Here is a 21,165-nt window from a genome sequence, read left to right as displayed (position 1 = left end):
TGAGCATTGGCTCGCCTTCTTTTTTTGTTATTTAACGGAGGAAAAATGACGGAATTTGAAGTTATTGCACAATATTTTCAGCGTAACAATGTGCGTTCAGATGTTGATTTATCCGTAGGTGATGACTGTGCTGTTACTACCTTAAAGCCGGATGAACGTTTAGCGATTACTACCGATACGCTTGTATCGGGAACGCATTTTCTTCCGTCTATTTCAGCTGCGGATTTAGCTTATAAAACATTGGCGGTTAATTTAAGTGATTTAGCTGCAATGGGCGCAACTCCCGCTTGGGTTTCTTTAGCGTTAACATTACCGAAAGTTGATCATCAATGGCTTGCTGAGTTTAGCCAAAGTTTATTTTCCGTGTTAGATCGTTATCATGTTGATTTGATTGGTGGCGATACCACCGGCGGTCCGCTTTCGCTAACGCTTACCGCACAAGGTATTTTACCTAAAGATCAAGGATTGTTTCGACATCAAGCAAAAGTAGGTGATTGGATTTTTGTTTCCGGCAGTTTAGGGGATAGTGCAGCCGGTTTATCGCTGTTGTTGAGTAATTGCAAAATTTCGGACGAATCCGACCGCTATTTAGTGCAACGCCATTTACGACCTACGCCAAGAGTGGAATTAGGACTGGCATTACGAGCATTTTCCCGTTGTGCAATCGATATTTCAGACGGCTTATTAGCGGATCTAGGGCATATTCTAACGCGCAGTCAAGTTGGCGCCGAAATCAAATTGGATAACATACCGCTTTCTGCACATTTAATGGCTAAATATAGTGAGCAAGAAGCGCTTCATTTCGCTTTAATCGGTGGGGAAGATTATGAGTTATGTTTTACCGTATCGGATGACAAGCGGTCGGAAATGGAACAAATTTTACGTTCTCAAGGGATTAAGGTTAGCTGTATCGGTAAAATCATCCCGGCAGCAAGCGGTCTGATTTTACGCCAAAATGGCAAACAAGTACCGGTACCGTCTCAAGTCGGCTTTGATCACTTCAAATCATAATAAAAAATAACTATGAAAATTTTTAACTTAAAAAATCCGATTCATTTATTCGCTTGTGGTTTTGGTTCCGGTTTATTAAAACCGGCTCCTGGAACGTGGGGATCGCTTGTAGGCGTATTGATTGCCATTTTATTGTGGAATTTAACCGAGAGTTCTTTATTCTTTGTTGGTTTAACTCTTGTGAGCTTTATTGCCGGTTGCCATATTTGTGAGCAAACCAGTCGCGATCTAAATGTACATGATGACGGGCGTATCGTTTGGGATGAAATTGTGGCAATTTTTTTGATGTTTACATTTTTGCCTGAATACAATTGGTTAGCTTATCTACTAACGTTTATTTGTTTTCGTTTCTTTGATGTACTAAAACCTTATCCGATTCGTTATTTTGATGAAAAATTAGAAACCGGTTTAGGCATTATGTTTGACGATATTGTTGCTGCAATTTATGCACTGATTGTTTTACATTTTATTTATTGGTTTATTTAGGAAAGCGCTATGTTGATGACAATTTTTATTGTGCAATTAATTGGCTTAATTAGCCCTGGTCCTGATTTTTTTTATATCAGTCGTAAAGCGGCAAGTGATAATACGCGTAATGCGATCTGTGCGTGTGTCGGTATTTCTATCGGCGTGGCAATTTGGGCGGTTGTAGCAGTGTTTGGATTATCGGTCTTGAGCCAAACGACCCATATTATTCAGTATATTATTATGATTTTAGGCGGAAGCTTTTTGGCTTATATGGGCGTTAAAATGGTACAAGTTACCCAAAATGCAAAATTTGATGAGTCAAAAGCAAAAGTGGTACAAACGACGATTAGACAAGAAATTTTAAAAGCATTAAGTGTGAATATTGCTAATGCCAAAATTGCGGTATTTTTTAGCAGTGTGCTATCCGGTTATGTTGCACAATTATCCAATATTACGGATTTACTTGCGGTATTAATGATTTTAGTCGGGAGCGCATTTGTTTATTTCTTATTAGTTTCGTTACTTTTCTCACGTAAACCGATTCGTAATTTTTATGCTAAATATAGCCGCTATATTGACAATGTTGCCGGTGTGATTTTTATTTTATTCGGGATGATTTTGATCTTTGACGGAATCAAAGGTTTGATTGGCGGTTAAAGTAAAACAGGCTTACGTTTTTGCGTAAGCCTGTTTTTTTAGTTTCAATCTTAAGCGATATGCGTTTGGTACCACTGATTCAGTACGATACCAGTACTTACCGCAACATTTAAGCCACTGTTAAGCGGGTTTTCAAAAGAAAGCTGTACGGTTGTATCTTCCGGATATTCAACGTCTTGTGCTGGAATTTCACTTAATACGAATACCGTTTTTGCAGCTAATTTCGTTTTTGCCAGTGATGCCGCTTGTTTATTACGGGTTAAATGGACGATTTGATAGCCTGCATGACGTAATTGCGTCAGTGCGATTTGTTTATGCTTGGTTTCAAGCGGACGAACAAATTCTAAACCACCTTCGGCAACGCGAGCTGCAGCACTTGAATTAAGGGTATCGGCACTTTCTACAATTACACCGCTTACACCATAGAACGCACAAGTACGAATAATACCTCCTACGTTTTGTGCATTGTTCACTGCATCCAGTAAGACTAAACAATCACGTTTACGCGGCACTTGTAAATAACCTTCTAATGAGAACGGCACGGCTTTTTTCACTAATAAACAGACATCGCCGTGGTGTTCTGTGCCGGTGACACGTTCCATTTCGGCACGATCTACCACATGATAAGCTTTTTTGTGTTCGGCTAAGTAGCTAAGCATATCGCCTAACTTTTTCGCGCCTTCTACAGTTGCCCATAAACGCACAATCGCATCCGGTCGTTGTTTAAACAATGCAAGGCAAGCGTTTTCACCGTACACTTTCATTTCTTCCGCACGGTTTTTCTTAATTTTTTCCGGCGCACGAGGAGAAAGCGGGCCGGTTTTTTTCTCTTTAATTGTGCTATTGCAGCCTTTTACGCTAATTTGTACGCTGCCTTCGCCGCTAGCTTTTTTAGCGCTTGTCGGGTAAAGCACTTCACGAGCTTCTTGGCGATCTTTACGCTCAAAGCGAGCTTTATTGCCACCGAATTTAGGTTTGTCAAAACGAGGTTTATCTTCGAATCGGTTTGAAGAACGATCATTACGCTGTTCGCGGCGATTTGAGTGATGTTCATCGTTAAAGCGGTTTGATTTTGTTTGGAATTTGTTATCTCGGCGCTCATCAACGGTTTGAAAGCGAGGTTTATTTTCATTAAATTTTGGTTTCATTCTATCGTTCCTTAGGGAAAATTTCGGGCTATTATAGTTTATTCGCCTAGTAAAATATCGCTTTTTTGCAAAAAATTTTGAGAATCAGACCGCTTGTTATTCCTTTATTTGGTAAGTTTCTTTATAATCACTCGTCTTTTTATGTTCTTTAAAATCTGGTGGAATTATGAACCCAATGTTAAACATTGCTATTCGTGCTGCACGAAAAGCAGGCAATATTATTGCTAAAGGCTATGAGCAAGCCGCGAGTGAAATCGAAGTGGCTCAAAAAGGTACAAACGATTATGTAACTGCAATTGATAAAGCGGCGGAAGCGGCGATTATCGAAGTGATCCGTAAATCTTATCCTGATCACGCTATTGTTGGTGAAGAGTCTGGTATTTTGGCTGGTGAAAACGAAAATGTGCAATGGGTGATTGATCCATTAGATGGCACAACTAACTTCGTGAAACGCTTACCTCATTTTGCAGTTTCGATTGCGGTACGTGAAAATGGTCGTACAACGGTGGGTGTTGTTTACGATCCAATCCGTAATGAACTTTTCACTGCTGTTCGTGGTGAAGGTGCAAAACTCAATGAATTCCGTTTACGTGTAGAAACAGATCGCCGTGATTTAAACGGTACTGTACTTGCAACCGGTTTCCCTTTCAAAGCAGCTAAACATCGTCCTGCGCATTTAAATATGTTAGAAGGCTTAATGAATAACGGCGTGGCGGATTTCCGTCGTACCGGTTCGGCAGCGCTTGATTTGGCTTATGTTGCGGCAAATCGTGTTGACGGTTTCTTTGAAATCGGCTTAAAACCTTGGGATTGTGCGGCAGGCGATTTAATTGCGCGTGAAGCCGGGGCAATCGTAACGAATTTTGTTGGTGGAACAGATTACTTAAAATCAGGTAATGTTGTTGCAGGTCAGGCTCGTGTGGTAAAAGAGATTTTAAATACGATTCAACCGGTATTAACTGAAGATCTTAAAAACTAATTTAAAAATTTAAACCATAGATTTCACGGGTAAAACAAACAAGCGGTCAAATTTCCGGCGTATTTTGCAATACCCGTGTTAATTCGTATGGCTCGTGGTTAAATTAAAAAAAGAAAACACTATGCAAAACAAATATCCTCTGTTAAGCCAAATCAACTCTCCGGAAGATTTGCGTTTGCTTGCAAAAGAGCAATTACAGCCTGTGGCAGATGAGCTTCGCGCTTATTTACTGGAATCGGTTAGCCAAACAAGTGGTCATTTAGCCTCCGGTTTAGGGGTGGTAGAGCTTACGGTAGCTTTGCATTATGTTTATCAAACACCTTTTGACCAACTCATTTGGGACGTTGGTCATCAGGCATATCCGCATAAAATTCTTACCGGTCGTCGTGACCAAATGCATACCATTCGTCAAAAGAACGGTATTCATCCTTTCCCTTGGCGTGAAGAAAGCCTCTATGATGTGTTAAGTGTCGGTCATTCATCTACTTCAATTAGTGCCGGTGTCGGTATTGCCGTAGCGGCGGAAAAAGAAAATGCCGGACGTAAAACCGTATGTGTGATCGGCGACGGTGCAATTACTGCCGGTATGGCATTTGAAGCGATGAACCATGCAGGTGCGATGCATACGGATATGCTAGTCATTTTAAATGACAATGAAATGTCGATTTCCGAGAATGTCGGCGCATTAAACAACCATTTAGCACGTATTTTCTCGGGGTCAATCTATACAACCGTGCGTGACGGCAGTAAAAAAGTATTGGATAAAGTCCCGACCATTAAAAACTTCATGAAGAAAAGTGAAGAGCATATGAAAGGGGTGATCTCGCCGGAAAGTACCTTGTTTGAAGAGCTTGGTTTTAACTATATCGGCCCGGTTGACGGTCATAATATTGATGAGCTGGTCAAAACGCTTAGCAATATGCGTGAGCTAAAAGGCCCGCAGTTCTTACATATTCGTACCAAAAAAGGTAAAGGCTATGAGCCGGCAGAAAATGATCCGATTGGCTATCACGGCGTGCCTAAATTTGACCCGACTTGTGGACAATTGCCGAAATCAAAAACGATTCCGACTTATTCGGATATTTTCGGTAATTGGCTATGTGAAATGGCGGAAAAAGATAGTAAGTTAATCGGTATTACACCGGCAATGCGTGAAGGCTCGGGAATGGTTGAGTTTTCAAAACGTTTCCCTGAACAATACTTTGATGTCGCGATTGCAGAGCAGCATGCGGTGACTTTCGGTGCCGGTTTGGCAATTGCCGGTTATAAACCGGTGGTGGCAATCTATTCAAGCTTCTTACAACGTGCTTATGACCAATTGATTCACGATGTGGCGATTCAAAATTTACCGGTGATCTTTGCGATTGACCGAGCGGGGATTGTCGGTGCGGACGGGCAAACTCACCAAGGTGCATTTGATGTGAGTTTTATGCGCTGTATCCCGAATATGACGATTATGTGTCCGTCAGACGAGAATGAAATGCGCCAAATGCTTTATACGGCTTATCGTATGAATACGCCAACAGCGGTACGTTACCCGAGAGGTAATGCGCAAGGTGTGGCGTTAGAACCGATGCAAGCGCTTGAAGTTGGTAAAGGTAAGCTAATTCAGCAAGGGCAAAAAGTGGCGATTCTAAACTTTGGTCCATTGCTAAATGAAGCACGTATCGTTGCAGAAAAACATAATTACACGCTGGTAGATATGCGTTTTGTGAAACCGCTTGATGAACAATTAGTAGCGGAATTAGCGGATTCGCATGAGTTATTGGTTACCTTGGAAGAAAATGCGATTCAAGGTGGTGCAGGCAGTTTTGTGAATGAATATTTGCAAAAAATCGGTAAAATTCGACCGCTTGTCATGCTTGGTATTCCTGATTTCTTTGTGCCACAAGCGACTCAAGCGGAAAGCTATGCAGATTTAGGCTTAGATGCGGTAGGCATTGAGCAGAGAATTCAAGCGGTAGTAAATCAATAAAGAAAAGGCTCATCTTATAAAGATGAGCTTTTTTATTATTTACGATTATCGTTTGCCTGTTGCAGTAACATTCTACTTTCTTTTAAGAATTGTTCCGAATAATCACCAAACCAATGATGAACTTCTTCAAATGCTTGAATAAAACCGGCTTTATCATTGTTTTTAAAGAACTCCAAGCTGGTTGCAAAAGTGTCTTTTAGTGATTCAATTACCGCCAGATTTTCCGGTTTATCCGAAATAATATCTGCATATAAGCCGCCGTCTTGAGCGAATAAGCGTCCGATCATCGCTAATTCCAAACGGTAAATTGGTGAGGAGAGCGCTAAAAGCTGTGACAATTTTACCGGCTGGCGAGATAGATGCAGACCGAAAGTAAAAGTTGAGAAGTGACGTAAGGCTTGAATATAAGTCATGGCATGATCATGCTCGTGAGCATCAATCACTTCAATTTTTGCACCCCAAATTTTTATCTGTTCAATTAACCATTCGTATTTTTCGGAAAAACGTCCATGACAGCAGGCAACCAGTTGTTTTGCCATTGAAGCAATATCCGGCCCAAACATTGGATGTAAGCCGACAACCGGGCCGCTGTGGATTTCCAACATTTTCTCAAGCGGCTGTGCTTTAACCGAGGTCAAATCCGCTAAAATCATATTTTCCGTTAAGAACGGTTGTAAACGCTCAATCGTGTCTAAGGTTTTGTTAATCGGCACGCAGACAATCACTAAATCACTGCCACTAAGGATTTGTTGCGCATTGTCCCAATCTTTGCTGCCTAGTGTTTCGACTTGGTAACCGGAAAGCTCTAGAAAACGAGCAAATAACCCACCTAATTTACCTTTACCGCCAACAATCACAATTTTATTGATATTCGGATTGGTCGTTTTAAAGCCGTGTTTGTTTTCATTCGCATAAGATTCACGCATGACGCGCCTTAATACGTCTTCGATCAAATCAGCAGGCACGCCTTGCTTTTCTGCTTCCTCTCGGCGGGCGGCAATCATCGCCGTTTCTCGCTCCGGTGCGTAAACCGGAATGCCGTGTTCCGATTTTACTTTTCCCACTTCGGCGACTAATTTTAAGCGCTCGGCAAATAGCTGAATTAATTGCTGGTCAACTTGATCGATTTTTTCTCGTAAAGGATTTAATGGGCTCATTGATTGTTCCTTCATTCTGTTGGAAGACTCATTAAACAAGCGGTCAAATTTGCATAAAATTTTGCAAAATTGACCGCTTATTTAATTTATGTGAATCTTACCAAATTATTTACGGTCGTTATTTCTGTCTTAATTTTTCGGCAAAGTTAGTTAATACTTCTTCTGTTGTTTGCCAGTCGATACAAGCATCGGTAATCGATACGCCGTATTTCATTTCACTGAATGGCTGCTCCGATGATTGATTGCCGGCATTTAAGTGACTTTCGATCATTAAACCGATAATTGAGGTGTTACCGTTTAATAATTGCTCTAGGGCATTTTCCGCTACCAGTGGTTGACGGCGATAATCTTTATTTGAGTTACCGTGGCTGCAGTCAATCATAATTGCTTCTGGTAAGCCTGCTTTACGTAACGCTAATTCGCATTCTTCTACATATTGTTGTTCAAAGTTTGGCGTTTTACCACCTCGTAAAATCACATGACCGTCCGGATTACCTTTGGTGTGTAATAAGTTTACTTGACCTTTTTGGTTGATACCGATAAAGCTATGACTTTGCGCCGCGGATTGCATTGCGTTGATTGCCACAGCTAAGCCACCGTCCGTACCGTTTTTAAAGCCGACTGCCATAGATAAGCCGGAAGCTAGTTCACGGTGTGTTTGTGATTCGGTTGTACGTGCACCGATCGCAGACCAACTAAACAGATCCGCTAAATATTGTGGTGTCATTGGATCTAGCGCTTCCGTTGCAAGCGGTAAACCTAATTCTGCGAGTTCTAAGCATAGTTTACGTCCGACACGTAAACCGGTTTCAACATCAAAAGTACCGTCAATTTTCGGATCGTTGATTAAACCTTTCCAACCTACGGTTGTACGCGGTTTTTCAAAGTAAACGCGCATTACGATATAAAGCTTATCTGAAACGGTGTCGGCTAATGCTTTTAATTTTTTTCCGTATTCGATAGCCGCAACCGGATCATGAATAGAACATGGGCCAATTACAATCAGTTTACGTGGATCACGTTTATGAATAATATCTGAGATCTCACGACGTGATGTTTCAATTTGTTTACGTAAATGTTCCGGTAATGGAAATTCTGCTTTAAGTTCAGCCGGTGTGAGTAATACTTTTTCGTCAGCAATATTTACATTATGCAAGCTATCTTGATTAACTACGGTGTTCATTTTTGTTTCCTGTATGTGTAAAAAAAATAATACAGTGTTACTTTACAATTTTACAGCTAGAGTTTCAACTATTTTTTTCTTCACATCGTCCACACTGATTCGTTCCATTAATTTTTCGCCTGATTTACTTTTGGCTTTGGTGGCCCAAGGTAACTTATTCCACGGTTTTCCATAATAATCTAGTACGGATTGATCATAAGCAGAAACAACATTGTGTTGATCATTATAGGGCGCTGTACGACGAGGATTATGAATTGCATATAAGCCGATAACTGGTGTCGATTGTGTAGTTGCGATATGTGCTGCTCCCGTATCGGGAGAGATAACCAAATCAACTTGATTGATTAATGCTGCAAGTTGTTTTAGGCTGGTTTTTCCTGTGATATTGATGCATTTAGGCGCAAGTTGTTGAATTTTGTTTGCTGTTTCCATTTCGTAAGCAGAAGGAGAGCCGGCAATAATCACATTGATATTTTGAGCGGTAAGCCATTGAGCGATTTCTGCATTACGTTCTGCACCCCAATCTTTTTCTTTTTTACTGGAACAAGGTGAAATTAAGACATTTTTCTTGGTTTTATCAATAAAAGCAGCACTGTAATCAAGATCGGATTGGCTTAAAGGCAGCGACCAACGAGGCGTTAAATCCGTTACGCCTATTGCTTTAGCAAACATCATTTGCCCATCCAATACATGTGGAGAAGATGTCATTTCCACTTTTTCATTAGTAAAAAGCCATTGCATTTCACGTGCACGATCTCGATTAAAACCAATTTTTTTAGTCGCTTTAATGCCTAATGAAATCATTGAGGCTCGAAAAGCGGTTTGCATATTTAACAGGAAATCGAACCGCTTGTTAGCCAGCGTCTTCCAAAGTGTAAATATTCCTTTCCAGCCGTTTTTTTTATCATAGGGAATTAGTTCGACGTTTTCCAAGCCTTGCATCAGCATTGCTTCGGTTTTGCCGATTATCCAACTGATTTTTGCATCGGGGTATTGGCGCTGAATCGCCTGAACGACAGCCAGTGTATGACATACGTCACCAATGGCGGAGAGGCGTAAGATACAGATATTAAGCGGTTGTTTTTTCATTAAAATTTACGAATTAGAGTTATTGGAGAATATAACAAAAACCCACGCATTAGCGTGGGCTTTTTAGATTGAATTTAGTGATTATTCAACTTTTAAGATACGGCAAGTATTTGTACCGCCTTCTTTTAATTCGTCACCATGTGTTAATAACACTAAGTCACCAGACATTAAGTAACCTTTCTCTTTTAATAATGCGATTGCTTTTTTCGCACCATCAATTGTACGGCTTTCTTCATCGTAGAATACCGGTGTAACACCACGGTAAAGCGCAGAAAGATTTAATGCTTTTTGGTTACGAGATAATGCATAAATCGGTAAACCTGAGCTGATACGGCTCATTAATTTAGCTGTTTCACCTGAATGAGTTAATGCGATGATTGCAGAAACGCCTTCTAAGTGGTTTGCAGTGTACATTGCTGACATTGCAACCGCTTCATCGATAGTTGCAAATGTACCTTCCATACGGTGGCGAGAAATATTGATGCTAGGCATTGTTTCAGCACCTAAACATACTTCAGCCATTGATTTAACGGTTTCTACCGGATAATCACCATTTGCAGTTTCCCCGGAAAGCATTACCGCATCCGTACCGTCTAATACTGCGTTTGCAACGTCCATAACCTCTGCACGTGTCGGCATAGGTTTTTTGATCATTGATTCCATCATTTGCGTTGCAGTAATCACTACGCGGTTTAATTTACGTGCACGACGAATTAAACGTTTTTGTACGCCAACTAATGCAGCATCACCGATTTCAACACCTAAGTCACCACGTGCAACCATCACAACGTCTGAGCCTAAGATGATGTCATCCATTGCTTCTTCGGTTGCTACGGTTTCAGCACGCTCAACTTTTGCAACGATTTTCGCATTTAAACCTGCTTCTTGTGCTAATTGGCGAGCGTAGTGTAAATCTGCACTTGATTGCGGGAATGATACCGCAAGATAGTCAACACCGATTTTCGCTGCTAATTTGATATCTTCTTTATCTTTGTCTGTTAATGCAGGTGCAGATAAACCACCGCCTAATTTGTTGATACCTTTATTGTTTGATAAAGGTCCGCCAACAGTGACTTCTGTATGAACTTTTACGCCTTCAACAGAAAGTACTTTTAATTGAACGTTACCATCGTCTAATAAAAGAATATCGCCCGGTACTACATCGTTTGGTAAGTTTTTGTAGTCTAAACCAACCGCATCTTGGTGACCTTCACCACGTGGTAAGTCTGCATCTAATGTGAATTTGTCACCGATGTTTAAGAAAATTTTACCATCTTTGAAAGTTGATACACGGATTTTAGGACCTTGTAAGTCACCTAAGATTGCAACTGTTTTACCTAATTTTGCTGCAATTTCACGTACTTTATTTGCACGTTCAATGTGATCTTCCGGTACACCGTGTGAGAAGTTCATACGAACCATATTTGCACCGGCAGCAATAATTTTTTCTAAGTTATTGCCACGGTCTGTAGCTGGACCCATTGTACAAACAATTTTGGTTCTTCTGAGTTTTCTAGACATTGATAGACTCCGTAATGTATTGATTTGTCGATATTAAAAATTCTTTTTATGACAGGACTTGATTCTGTCTCAAACGTGGCACATTATACGCCTAAATCTTTTAGGTTTAAATACAGTAATGAGGTTTTCCGATGAATATTTGGATTATGCGCCATGGCGAAGCCGGTTTTAATGCGAGCAGCGATAGTGAACGAACTCTTACCTCTCAAGGTGAAGCTGCCGTCAAAAAACAAGGAGAATGGCTAGTTAACCGTTTGATTGAAAAGCAAATTGAGCTAGATAAAATTTTAGTCAGTCCCTATCGTCGTACACAACAAACCCTTGAATGTTTATTTCAGGGGATGCAAGCGGTCGATTCTGATAAAAATTTTGCAAATGAAAGTTTGGTTGAAGTTTGGGATGGCATTACGCCATTGGGTGATTCTGATAATGTTTGTGGTTATTTAGCTTTTTTACGAGAAGAAGGGGCAAAGAACGTATTAATTATTTCTCATTTACCACTGGTTTATGATTTAGTATTAGCACTTACAGCAAATCAAGAAGCGGTGCATTTTTATCCGGCGGTAATGGCTGAGATTGATTGGAAAAGTGATTTTGGGAAAATAACAGCGATTGAAAAGCCTTAAATTCGCAGTATTTTTAGGAATAATGCAAATTTTTTAAATATTTTTAAAAATTGTCGAATAAATAGACTTCCAAAATAGGAAAAAAGTGCGTATTATACGCACCTCGAAAATCAGGTTAGCCTGAAAGGTTTAAATAAGAAAGTACGGTTTTTTAGCCGTACTTTTTATTTGGATGTTTCTCTCGTTAAAATCGCTTTAATTTTAATCATTTACGGTGAAGGTAAGATGCAAATAGGACAGTATGAATTTAAAAACCGTATTTTCCTTGCGCCGATGGCTGGTATTACTGACCAACCGTTTCGCCGTTTATGTAGTCAACTTGGAGCTGGTTTAACATTTTCAGAGATGATGTCCACCAACCCCGATGTATGGCATACCGAAAAATCTCGTTTGAGGCTTGCGCATCATGAAGAGATTGGTGTGAATGCCGTGCAAATCGCCGGGGCTGATCCACTAGAGATGGCGGCAGCTGCAAAAGTAAATGTGGAGTATGGGGCGGAGATTATTGATATCAATATGGGGTGCCCTGCGAAGAAGGTAAACAAAAAGATGGCAGGCTCTGCGCTTTTACGTGAACCGGAACTCGTCGCTCAAATTTTAGATGCGGTTGTAAATGCTGTTGATGTGCCTGTAACATTAAAAATTAGAACAGGTTGGGATCAAGAAAATAGAAATTGTTTGGAGATTGCGAAAATTGCCGAGAAAGCAGGTATCTCCGCTTTAACGATTCATGGTCGTACTCGTGATTGTTTATTCAATGGCGAAGCTGAATATGAAAGTATTAAAGCCGTTAAACAAGCAGTTTCTATTCCGATTATTGCTAATGGTGATGTAACTTCCGCAGAGAAGGCAAAATATGTTCTAGATTACACCAAAGCAGATGCGGTTATGATCGGTAGAGGCAGTTTTGGTCGCCCTTGGTTATTTAAGGAAGTTAAAGATTTTTTAGAGAATGGACGTTCTTCAAACTCATCACTTGATGAAAAATGCGAACTAATGTTGAAGCATATTGAAGACCTTCACCTGTTTTATGGTGAGGAGAAAGGTTATCGAATTGCACGTAAACATGTCGGTTGGTATGTAGAACAACTTGCGCCAGGCTCGAATTTTAAACGTACTTTCAATGCCTTAGAATCGACAAAAGAACAGCTTTTGGCATTGGAAGATTTTGTGAAATCGATTCGTTAGAATCCTTATTTAGTTGGATAGAGGACAATGTTAGAACAACAACCTACACAAAACCCATTAACTGTATCAATGTTAAATGCTCAAGCTCAACAAGTGAATAAACCACTTCGTGACAACGTGAAAGCAGCATTAAAAAATTACTTATCTCAATTAAACGGTGAAGATCCAACAGAATTATACGAATTAGTATTATCTGAAATCGAACACCCAATGTTAGATATGGTAATGCAATATACACGCGGTAACCAAACTCGTGCGGCAACAATGTTAGGCATTAACCGTGGTACATTACGTAAAAAATTAAAAAAATACGGTATGGGTTAATCCTTACTGATATTCGAGTAATCTAGCAAAACCCTCACTGAAAAAGTGAGGGTTTTGTTTTTCTCAAGATAAAAAATAAGCGGTCAAATTTGCAAATTTTTTTACAAATTTAACCGCTTGATTTCTAGTATTGTACTTTTTATTTATTGTACTTTGAGCTTTTTACCTACGGTAATCTTATTATTTTTGATGTTATTTAACTTACTCAATTTTTCTGGCGTCGTATTATAGATGCGGGCAATTGAATAGAGTGTTTCATCTTGTTGCACAATATGATAGCCGTTGCTAGATTTTTGAGGCTCTCGTTTTGTTGAATTTGACTCTTTATCTTTACTATTTTTCTTGTTGTCTTTAGCCGATTTTTCTTCCACTTTCGTTTTCGAGTTATCGTTTTTGTTCGCTTTTAACGCGTTGTTCAAATTATCTTTTTTAGATGATTTCTCCGAAAGACGATCAGCTTTTTTCTCTTTTGTCTCTTTCTTATCGGTATCTGCCGAAGTTTCTTTTACTTCTTTGTATATCGCTTTTGTGTTACCGGAATGACGTGAAACGTAAGCCACTAAGCCGTTATAAATCGCTTGGGCTATTTTTCGGCGGTAAGCTGGTGTTGCAAGTTTTTGCTCTTCTACCGGATTTGATAAAAAGCCGGTTTCTACCAAAATAGAGGTAATATCCGGAGAACGTAATACACTTAAACTCGCATGCTGCGGCGCACTTTTGGCAAGAGAAGTGACATTTCCCAGACGTGATAATACGGTTTTGCCTAATTCATAACCGGAACGTTGAGAGTGTGAAAATTGCAGATCTAATACCGTTTGGTTTAAATATTTTTCATTGGTATTCGACAAAACAGAGCCAGCACCACCGAGTAATTCCGATTGTTTTTCATGATCTTCGAGCCATTTACCCATTTCATCGCTAGCACGGCGGTTTGAAAGCACCCAAACAGAAGCTCCCTTTAAACTATTCGATTTAGGCGATGAATCGGCGTGAATTGAGACGAGTAAGTTTGCTTTATTTTTACGCGCAATTTCAGTACGCTCCGGAAGCTGAATAAAATAGTCGCTTTTGCGAGTCATTACCGCTTTAAATTTCGGGTTTGAATCCAGTAACGCTTTTAATTCTTTTGAAATCGCTAAGGTCACATTTTTTTCTTTTATGCCGAGAGTTGCACCGATAGCGCCCGGGTCTTTCCCGCCGTGACCGGCATCAACCACAACCACGGTTTTAGCATAACTGCTAAGACTAAAAAATAAGCCAAATAAACTAACAGCAATATAATTTACTAACTTGTTCATCTTATTCCTTTCAATTAAGCGGTTTAATTTAGATTAAAATTTACTAAAAGTTGTGTACCCACTGCAGTTTGCGGTAGCAATGTAATGTTGCGTCCTTCCTCGGCATAATCAATTTGGATAATGATATCTGCTTCAGGAATCATTCCTTTACCACGGCTAGCCCATTCTAATAAACAAACCGTTTGTGGGCGGAAATAATCACGAATGCCCATAAATTCGAGCTCTTCGGGATCACTTAAACGATAGAGATCAAAATGATAAATTGCATAAGGTGCAAGTTGATATTCTTCCACTAAAGTGTAAGTCGGACTTTTGACATTTCCAGTATGGCCGAATTCACGTACGATACTGCGTGTTAATGTTGTTTTCCCCGCACCGAGTTCACCGTTTAAATAAATGACTAATGCATGCTGAGGCGAACGGTTTAAATAGGCTTGCATATGCTTCGCCAATATTTGACCAAATTGCAACATTTGTTGCTCTGTTGGAAAATAAAAAGTGATTGAATCTGACATTTCCGTAATAAGCTTTACAAGGCTAATAATACTAATTAAGAAATAAAAATTAAAAATTTGGAAGATAATTCGGAGAGAAAATGGAGCGGGAAACGAGGCTCGAACTCGCGACCCCGACCTTGGCAAGGTCGTGCTCTACCAACTGAGCTATTCCCGCATGAGACGTTTCATTGAATAACGAAACGCCCGAAATTATACGAATTTCTCTTGAGAACACAAGTTTATATCGTTTAAAAAATGTAAACTTGCAAGCCAATTTTTCAATTTTGCTGAAAAAAGAACGTATTTTAATCTAATTTGATAAAGTGTGTACGATAAAATTTTAGCTCTTCAATAGACTCTCGAATATCGTCTAAAGCTAAATGGGTATTTTTCTTAGTAAATTGGTTAAGCATTTCCGGTTTCCAACGGCGAGCAAGCTCTTTTAGGGTGCTGACGTCTAAGTGGCGATAGTGGAAGTAATCAGCAAGATCCGGCATATATTTGTATAAGAATCGCTTATCTTGCGCAACACTGTTGCCACAAATCGGTGAAGCACCTTTCGGTACCCACTGTTTCAAGAAGTCGAGTGTTTGTAATTCAACCGCTCGTTCGGTTAACTTACTCTGTTTAACTCGTTCGATTAAGCCGTTTTCCGTATGGGTTTTAATACACCAATCGCTCATTTTATTCAGTAATTCATCCGATTGATGTACGGTTAAGACAGGGCCTTCTGCTAAAATATTTAAATCTTTATCCGTTACAATCGTTGCAATTTCAATAATACGTTCTTTTTCCGGATCTAAGCCGGTCATTTCCAAGTCAATCCAAATCAGATTTTGACTGTCTAGTTTACTCATATTTATTCCTTCTCTTTTAATGCATTTAGCACGAATGGCGGTACAAATTGTGCGACATCACCTTGGTGACGATAAATTTCTCGTACCATTGTTGATGAGAGATAACGCCATTGTACGGCCGGCGGAAGAAAAATTGTTTCTAAACCTTCTTCCAATTTTTCATTAAGTTGTGCTAGTTGAATTTCATATTCAATATCATCATTTCCTCGTATACCCCGAATTAACGCTTTTGCCTGATGTTGTACGGCAAAATCTGCAAGTAATCCGCTAAATCCGACCGCTTGTACGTTACTGAGATGAGCACAACTTTGTTGAACTAATGAAGTTCGTTCTTCTAATGAAAAAAGCGGTTGTTTACTCGGGTTTCTTGCTACAGCCACAATCACCTTGCCAAATAATTTCGCCGCACGTTCGATAATATCCAAATGTCCATTGGTTATAGGATCAAAAGTGCCGGCGTAGATAACGGTATAACTCATATTATTTCTCTAAATAATGCGCAAGTAGTTGCATATGACGTTTTAAAGCCCCCTGATTTTCTTGTAACACACTAAAACCCGCTTGGCTAATCGCTTGGCGAGCATTTGGATGTTCAAGTAAAAAATTGACCGCTTGTGCTAGATCTTGCTCATTACTTTTTACTTCGACAACACCTTTTACATAGCGTAATTTTGCAAAAACTTCAGGGAAGTTAAATGTATGTACACCTGATATAACGGGAAGTTCAAATGCTATTGGTTCTAATGGATTATGTCCGCCGTGTTTGACTAAACTACCTCCGACAAACGCGATTTTAGCTAAACCGTAAAGTGTCATCATTTCTCCCATGGTATCGCCTAATAACACTTGAGTATTGGGCTTCAAAGGTAATTTATCGGTTCGTTTAGAGTAATTCAAATCCGATTTGATTAATAAATCTTCAACACTGTCAAAACGTTCCGGATGACGGGGAACTAAAATTAATACTAAGTCAGGCCAACGAGCTAATAGTTGCTTGTGAGCATCAAGTAACATTTTTTCTTCGCCTTCGTGAGTGCTGCCGGCAATCCAAACAAGACGTTGGTTTAGCTCGAGTTCTTGCTTAGTAAGCTCGACTTTATTACGCAATTCATTGGTAATTTCTAAATCAAACTTCAGGTTTCCGGTATTCACTAGATTTGTGCTGTGGAATCCTAGATTCAGATAACGCTCTGCACTTACAGCATCTTGAGCCATAATCAGATCAATATCGTTCAACATATTTGTTAAACCGGACTTAATCCAACCGTATCTTTCCGCTGAGCGAGGAGAAAGGCGCGCATTGGCAATCACAAATGAAATATTTTTTTTATGCGCTAGATAAATTAAATTTGGCCATAATTCCGTTTCAATCACAATAATCAGTTTGGGCTTGATAAAATCCAAAAAGCGAGTCACCGCATCAGGCAGGTCATAAGGCAAATAAAAGTGTGACACACTGCTACCAAATGCAGCTCGTACACGTGCTGAACCGGTAGGCGTTACAGTGGTAACAGTGATCGGTAGCGTTGGATATTTCGCTTGGATTGCCTTAATTAGTGGTGTTGCGGCGATCACTTCTCCAACAGATGCGGCATGTACAATGATGCCGTTTTCATTTGGTTGTTTATCGTTATTATAGTAACCGTAACGTTCCCATAAACGGCGGCGATATGCCGGTTGCTTACGTCCACGATTCCACATCATTAATAAAATTAATGGTTGAATGATGTAACTTAAAATCGTATAGAAAAAACGTAGCACTATTTTGTCTCCGTAAGCGGTCTATTTAGAGCATTTTTTTGTAAGCCTAAGAAAATTACCGTTGTAATGAAATAAAACATGGCACCGGAATTATGCGACAAAAAGGCCTGGGTTAAAAAATAGCTCATCATCAATAAAATATGCGTAATACCTAATACGCCCCATAAATAAGCAAGAGAGTTCTGTTCCGCCTGTTTTAATCTTTTCCAGAATAAAGCCAGTGGTACGAATAAAGTTGCGAGTAATGCGATAAGCCCTAAAATGCCTCGGGTTGAAGCATCGTGTAAGTATTGGTTGTGTGCATGACCAAAACTTGCTGCAAATTTAGAGATTTTCCCTTCAGAAAAATGTTGTTGTCGCATTTCTTTCACGCCTTGGATTCCCCAACCGAAGATTGGTTTCTCTTGAATGCCAAGCACAGCGCTTTTCCACATATCAAAACGGGCGCCTACAGAAGTACTTTTATTTGAACCGTTAACATAAACGATAATGTCATTTTGTGCATCAAGGTAACGTTTGTGAATTGTCTCACTAGTAAAAATGCCGCCGGTAAGCGTAATTAATAATACGCCTGAGATAAGCCATTTTGATAGTGATTTACGGTTAAGCCAAAAAATAACGAATAGTACGAACGGTACACCAACCCATGCCCCTCGAGCGGTAGTGAGAAAGCTGGCAATAAGTGCAAATAAAGCGGCAATTAGGCTTAAATACATCGCAATACGATGTTTTTGCGTATAAAAATAAAATAACGTGCAAAATGAGAACATCGCTAATGACATGGCGATATCACCAGCTTGGATATGCATAATTTTAGGAAATGGCTTATCAAAGCCTAAACCGAACACTTGAACCATACTGGTAATACCTGCACCGATACCTGCAATTAAGATCGCATAGGCAATCCATAAGTGCTTTAGCTGATTTTTATAAAATATCGCTAAAATGGGTAATGCTAATAAAGCCCGATTAGCGAGGTCTAAGTCACTACCTTTTCCTTTATGTACAATAAGAGATACTACAAAGAGTAAAAAGTAACAGATAAATGTCGTAATTAACCATTTATCCGATTTGGTTAAATGATAGGATTTATTTTTTATATGTGGGATGAGCAACGCTAGACCGGCTAGCGCCAATAAGATCGGAATAAGACTGTAACTAAGTTTAAATTGAAGCATTAAAATAAAAAACAGAGCGATTAGCCCTGAATAGATTTGGCTTTTATTATATTTAATTTGCGTTAGCATAGGGATCCCACCTCAAAAATCGAGAAAGAGAATATTATACTTAAAAATCAAGTGAGAAAGGAAAAGAAAGATGATTTTGTTGTGAAAATTTTTCGTAGGTATAAAAAAACCCCTCATTCCAGAGGGGTAAAACTTATTATGGAGTCATACTTCTATGAGTATTGAATCTTAATTATATGAATTTAATTCATAACTGCAATAATAAATTTTCAATCTTTACAATATATTGTTGAATTTGTGAGATTGATCACATTTTGTGCGGGTTTCTTGTATTAGAATCTATAAGATTACGCATAAGAAGTGCATAGTCTAGATCAATATCCGCCGGTACGTCTAAAAATACGAAATGCCCGTCACCAAGCCCAGCTTCTACTTGTTCATTTTTCCGGTTCAGCATACGTTCGATTTTGAACACGATATTACCTTTTGGTGTCATCATTTCTACCGAATCGCCCACGAGGAATTTATTTTTAACCGCCACTTCCGCCATACCTTCCGCATTACGTTTACCGGTGAATTCACCCACAAATTGTTGGCGTTCTGAAATTGAGTAGCCGTATTCGTAGTTTTGATATTCATCGTGGGTATGACGACGTAAGAAACCTTCGGTGTAACCACGGTGTGCGAGTGATTCTAAGGTATCCATTAGTGATTCATCAAACGGTTTACCTGCCGCTGCATCGTCAATTGCTTTACGGTAAACTTGAGCGGTACGTGCACAGTAGTAGAACGACTTAGTACGTCCTTCAATTTTAAGTGAATGAACGCCCATTTGGGTTAATCTTTCTACGTGTTGTACTGCACGTAAGTCTTTGGAGTTCATAAAGTAAGTACCGTGTTCATCTTCAAACGCAGTCATTTGCTCGTCCGGACGGTTTGGCTCAGTATATAAGAATACTTTATCCGTATGTGAACCTTCGCCTAATGTCGGCGCAACATTTTTCACTTCAATTTCCGGCTCATAACGTTGAACGGCAGATTGCGGCACGATATTACCGACTTCATCGGTTGTGCCTTCTTCCATTTTGTATTCCCAACGGCAAGCGTTGGTACAAGTACCTTGGTTCGGATCACGTTTATTGATATAACCGGACAATAGGCAACGACCTGAATATGCCATACAAAGTGCACCGTGTACGAAGATTTCAAGCTCGATATCCGGCACTTGCTGGCGGATTTCTTCGATTTCTTCCAATGATAATTCACGTGAAAGAATGACACGAGTAAGTCCCATCTGTTTCCAGAATTTTACCGTCGCCCAGTTTACCGCATTCGCTTGTACCGAAAGATGAATATCGATTTCCGGGAAGTTTTCACGCACTAACATAATTAAACCGGGATCGGACATGATCAATGCATCCGGTTTCATATCCACGACGACTTTCAGATCTTTGATAAATGTTTTAAGTTTTGAGTTGTGTGGCGCAATATTCACCACCACATAGAATTTTTTACCTAAGCTATGAGCTTCATCAATCGCGATTTGTAAGTTAGCGTGGTTAAATTCATTGTTACGTACGCGTAAGCTATAACGCGGTTGGCCTGCATAAACGGCATCTGCGCCATAAGCAAAAGCGTAACGCATATTTTTTAAAGTGCCGGCAGGCGAAAGTAATTCAGGTTTAGGGTATTTTAATTCGGACATAGGTTTATTCTCTTCTGATAACAAGTCAGTACCTCCCGCGAGGGAAGGCGTAAAAGTGTCTATTTTCCAAGAAATATCGCTTTCTAGCAAGCAATAGATAGATTAGAATGCGACTTTTTGTGCTTAATTCATTTCGTTGAAATGTAGGAAAATTATGAAAAAATTTAAATGGCTAGTTGTAGCGACAGTTTTGGCATTTTCGAGTATGGCTTTTTCAAAGGGAGTTATGATGGAAATGTTCCAAATGAAAAAACAGTTAAATGTATTGCAAGATGCGGAAACAACGGAACAATTCCAAACTTCTGTAGCGGCATTTTTACTGCAAGCTGAAAAAGCAAAAGAGACGATGCCGGCAAGTCTGGACGGTGATCAAGAACGTTTTGTCGGTTATCAAGCGGCAATGCAACAAGTGATTGATGTTGCGAAGCAAGCGGAGCAACAAGCTCAAGCAGGAAATTTAGATCAAGCAAAACAAACTCTGGAAGCACTTGATGATATGAAGAAAAAATATCACTCAGAGTATAAGTAACAGAA

The 21,165-nt window shown here is 39.6% G+C and carries 21 protein-coding genes and 1 tRNA gene; 9 read left to right on the top strand and 13 right to left on the bottom strand.

Annotation, left to right across the window (positions count from 1 at the left end):
- Window positions 1–45: 45 nt before the first annotated feature.
- The 3 genes from thiL to EL121_RS02440 are packed head-to-tail and all read left to right on the top strand — an operon-like array spanning window position 46 to window position 2,136.
- Window positions 46–1,011 (top strand): thiamine-phosphate kinase, encoded by a 966-nt coding sequence (gene thiL / locus EL121_RS02450; RefSeq protein WP_039197437.1) that lies wholly within the window; start codon window positions 46–48, stop codon window positions 1,009–1,011.
- 12 nt (window positions 1,012–1,023) lie between these two features.
- Window positions 1,024–1,497 (top strand): phosphatidylglycerophosphatase A family protein, encoded by a 474-nt coding sequence (locus EL121_RS02445; RefSeq protein ID WP_039197435.1) that lies wholly within the window; start codon window positions 1,024–1,026, stop codon window positions 1,495–1,497.
- A gap of 12 nt (window positions 1,498–1,509) precedes the next feature.
- Window positions 1,510–2,136: a LysE family transporter gene (locus EL121_RS02440; protein ID WP_039199034.1), complete on the top strand. Its 627-nt coding sequence runs from the start codon at window positions 1,510–1,512 to the stop codon at window positions 2,134–2,136.
- Window positions 2,137–2,186: 50 nt separating this feature from the next.
- Here EL121_RS02440 and EL121_RS02435 read toward each other — a convergent pair whose 3' ends face one another.
- Window positions 2,187–3,284, bottom strand: coding sequence for a TrmH family RNA methyltransferase (locus EL121_RS02435; protein ID WP_039197433.1), 1,098 nt, complete (start codon window positions 3,282–3,284; stop codon window positions 2,187–2,189).
- Window positions 3,285–3,450: 166 nt separating this feature from the next.
- Between EL121_RS02435 and suhB the strand changes: the two genes are divergently transcribed.
- Both suhB and dxs read left to right on the top strand, forming a co-directional pair.
- Window positions 3,451–4,263 (top strand): inositol-1-monophosphatase, encoded by an 813-nt coding sequence (gene suhB / locus EL121_RS02430; RefSeq protein ID WP_039197432.1) that lies wholly within the window; start codon window positions 3,451–3,453, stop codon window positions 4,261–4,263.
- Window positions 4,264–4,384: 121 nt separating this feature from the next.
- The gene (gene dxs, locus EL121_RS02425) at window positions 4,385–6,238 is read left to right on the top strand and encodes a 1-deoxy-D-xylulose-5-phosphate synthase (protein ID WP_039197430.1); all 1,854 of its coding nucleotides are present in this window, start codon (window positions 4,385–4,387) and stop codon (window positions 6,236–6,238) included.
- Between the two features lie 35 nt (window positions 6,239–6,273).
- Here dxs and tyrA read toward each other — a convergent pair whose 3' ends face one another.
- The 4 genes from tyrA to pyk all read right to left on the bottom strand — a co-directional run bounded on the left by tyrA (window position 6,274) and on the right by pyk (window position 11,188).
- Complete coding sequence (gene tyrA, locus EL121_RS02420; protein WP_039197427.1) at window positions 6,274–7,395, bottom strand: bifunctional chorismate mutase/prephenate dehydrogenase; 1,122 nt, start codon at window positions 7,393–7,395, stop codon at window positions 6,274–6,276.
- A gap of 118 nt (window positions 7,396–7,513) precedes the next feature.
- Window positions 7,514–8,578, bottom strand: coding sequence for a 3-deoxy-7-phosphoheptulonate synthase (locus EL121_RS02415; protein WP_039197425.1), 1,065 nt, complete (start codon window positions 8,576–8,578; stop codon window positions 7,514–7,516).
- A gap of 42 nt (window positions 8,579–8,620) precedes the next feature.
- Window positions 8,621–9,667: a glycosyltransferase family 9 protein gene (locus EL121_RS02410; protein WP_039197424.1), complete on the bottom strand. Its 1,047-nt coding sequence runs from the start codon at window positions 9,665–9,667 to the stop codon at window positions 8,621–8,623.
- Window positions 9,668–9,748: 81 nt separating this feature from the next.
- Window positions 9,749–11,188, bottom strand: coding sequence for a pyruvate kinase (gene pyk / locus EL121_RS02405; RefSeq protein ID WP_026313285.1), 1,440 nt, complete (start codon window positions 11,186–11,188; stop codon window positions 9,749–9,751).
- Window positions 11,189–11,319: 131 nt separating this feature from the next.
- Here pyk and sixA point away from each other — a divergent pair, with 131 nt between their 5' ends.
- From sixA to fis, 3 genes are all read left to right on the top strand, one after another.
- Entirely contained in the window at window positions 11,320–11,814 is a 495-nt protein-coding gene (sixA, locus tag EL121_RS02400; protein WP_039197421.1) for a phosphohistidine phosphatase SixA, read from the top strand.
- Window positions 11,815–12,039: 225 nt separating this feature from the next.
- Entirely contained in the window at window positions 12,040–13,002 is a 963-nt protein-coding gene (gene dusB, locus EL121_RS02395; protein ID WP_039199032.1) for a tRNA dihydrouridine synthase DusB, read from the top strand.
- A 27-nt stretch (window positions 13,003–13,029) separates the two neighbouring features.
- Entirely contained in the window at window positions 13,030–13,326 is a 297-nt protein-coding gene (gene fis, locus EL121_RS02390) for a DNA-binding transcriptional regulator Fis (RefSeq protein ID WP_005623949.1), read from the top strand.
- Window positions 13,327–13,469: 143 nt separating this feature from the next.
- Here the strand turns inward: fis and EL121_RS02385 are convergent, their stop codons facing one another.
- From EL121_RS02385 to trhP, 8 genes are all read right to left on the bottom strand, one after another.
- Window positions 13,470–14,624, bottom strand: coding sequence for an N-acetylmuramoyl-L-alanine amidase (locus EL121_RS02385; RefSeq protein WP_039197419.1), 1,155 nt, complete (start codon window positions 14,622–14,624; stop codon window positions 13,470–13,472).
- A 23-nt stretch (window positions 14,625–14,647) separates the two neighbouring features.
- Window positions 14,648–15,139: a tRNA (adenosine(37)-N6)-threonylcarbamoyltransferase complex ATPase subunit type 1 TsaE gene (gene tsaE / locus EL121_RS02380; protein WP_039199030.1), complete on the bottom strand. Its 492-nt coding sequence runs from the start codon at window positions 15,137–15,139 to the stop codon at window positions 14,648–14,650.
- A gap of 81 nt (window positions 15,140–15,220) precedes the next feature.
- A tRNA-Gly gene (locus EL121_RS02375) sits at window positions 15,221–15,296 on the bottom strand.
- 130 nt (window positions 15,297–15,426) lie between these two features.
- Window positions 15,427–15,978 (bottom strand): oligoribonuclease, encoded by a 552-nt coding sequence (gene orn, locus EL121_RS02370; protein WP_039197417.1) that lies wholly within the window; start codon window positions 15,976–15,978, stop codon window positions 15,427–15,429.
- Window positions 15,979–15,980: 2 nt separating this feature from the next.
- Window positions 15,981–16,457 (bottom strand): pantetheine-phosphate adenylyltransferase, encoded by a 477-nt coding sequence (coaD, locus tag EL121_RS02365; RefSeq protein ID WP_039197414.1) that lies wholly within the window; start codon window positions 16,455–16,457, stop codon window positions 15,981–15,983.
- 1 nt (window position 16,458) lies between these two features.
- Window positions 16,459–17,739 (bottom strand): lipid IV(A) 3-deoxy-D-manno-octulosonic acid transferase, encoded by a 1,281-nt coding sequence (gene waaA, locus EL121_RS02360; protein ID WP_039197412.1) that lies wholly within the window; start codon window positions 17,737–17,739, stop codon window positions 16,459–16,461.
- Complete coding sequence (locus EL121_RS02355; RefSeq protein WP_039197410.1) at window positions 17,739–18,986, bottom strand: O-antigen ligase family protein; 1,248 nt, start codon at window positions 18,984–18,986, stop codon at window positions 17,739–17,741. The genes waaA and EL121_RS02355 overlap by 1 nt, the downstream gene beginning before the upstream one ends.
- Before the next feature lie 247 nt (window positions 18,987–19,233).
- Window positions 19,234–20,631: a prephenate-dependent tRNA uridine(34) hydroxylase TrhP gene (trhP, locus tag EL121_RS02350; protein ID WP_039197408.1), complete on the bottom strand. Its 1,398-nt coding sequence runs from the start codon at window positions 20,629–20,631 to the stop codon at window positions 19,234–19,236.
- Window positions 20,632–20,785: 154 nt separating this feature from the next.
- Between trhP and EL121_RS02345 the strand changes: the two genes are divergently transcribed.
- The gene (locus EL121_RS02345) at window positions 20,786–21,160 is read left to right on the top strand and encodes a cytochrome b562 (protein ID WP_039197406.1); all 375 of its coding nucleotides are present in this window, start codon (window positions 20,786–20,788) and stop codon (window positions 21,158–21,160) included.
- The last annotated feature ends 5 nt before the right edge of the window (window positions 21,161–21,165 follow it).

Origin of the sequence: Actinobacillus equuli (genome assembly GCF_900636745.1) — a bacterium.
Taxonomy (GTDB): domain Bacteria; phylum Pseudomonadota; class Gammaproteobacteria; order Enterobacterales; family Pasteurellaceae; genus Actinobacillus; species Actinobacillus equuli.
Note: the sequence above shows the minus strand (reverse complement) of the source record. Positions and strands in the feature narration are given on the sequence as shown.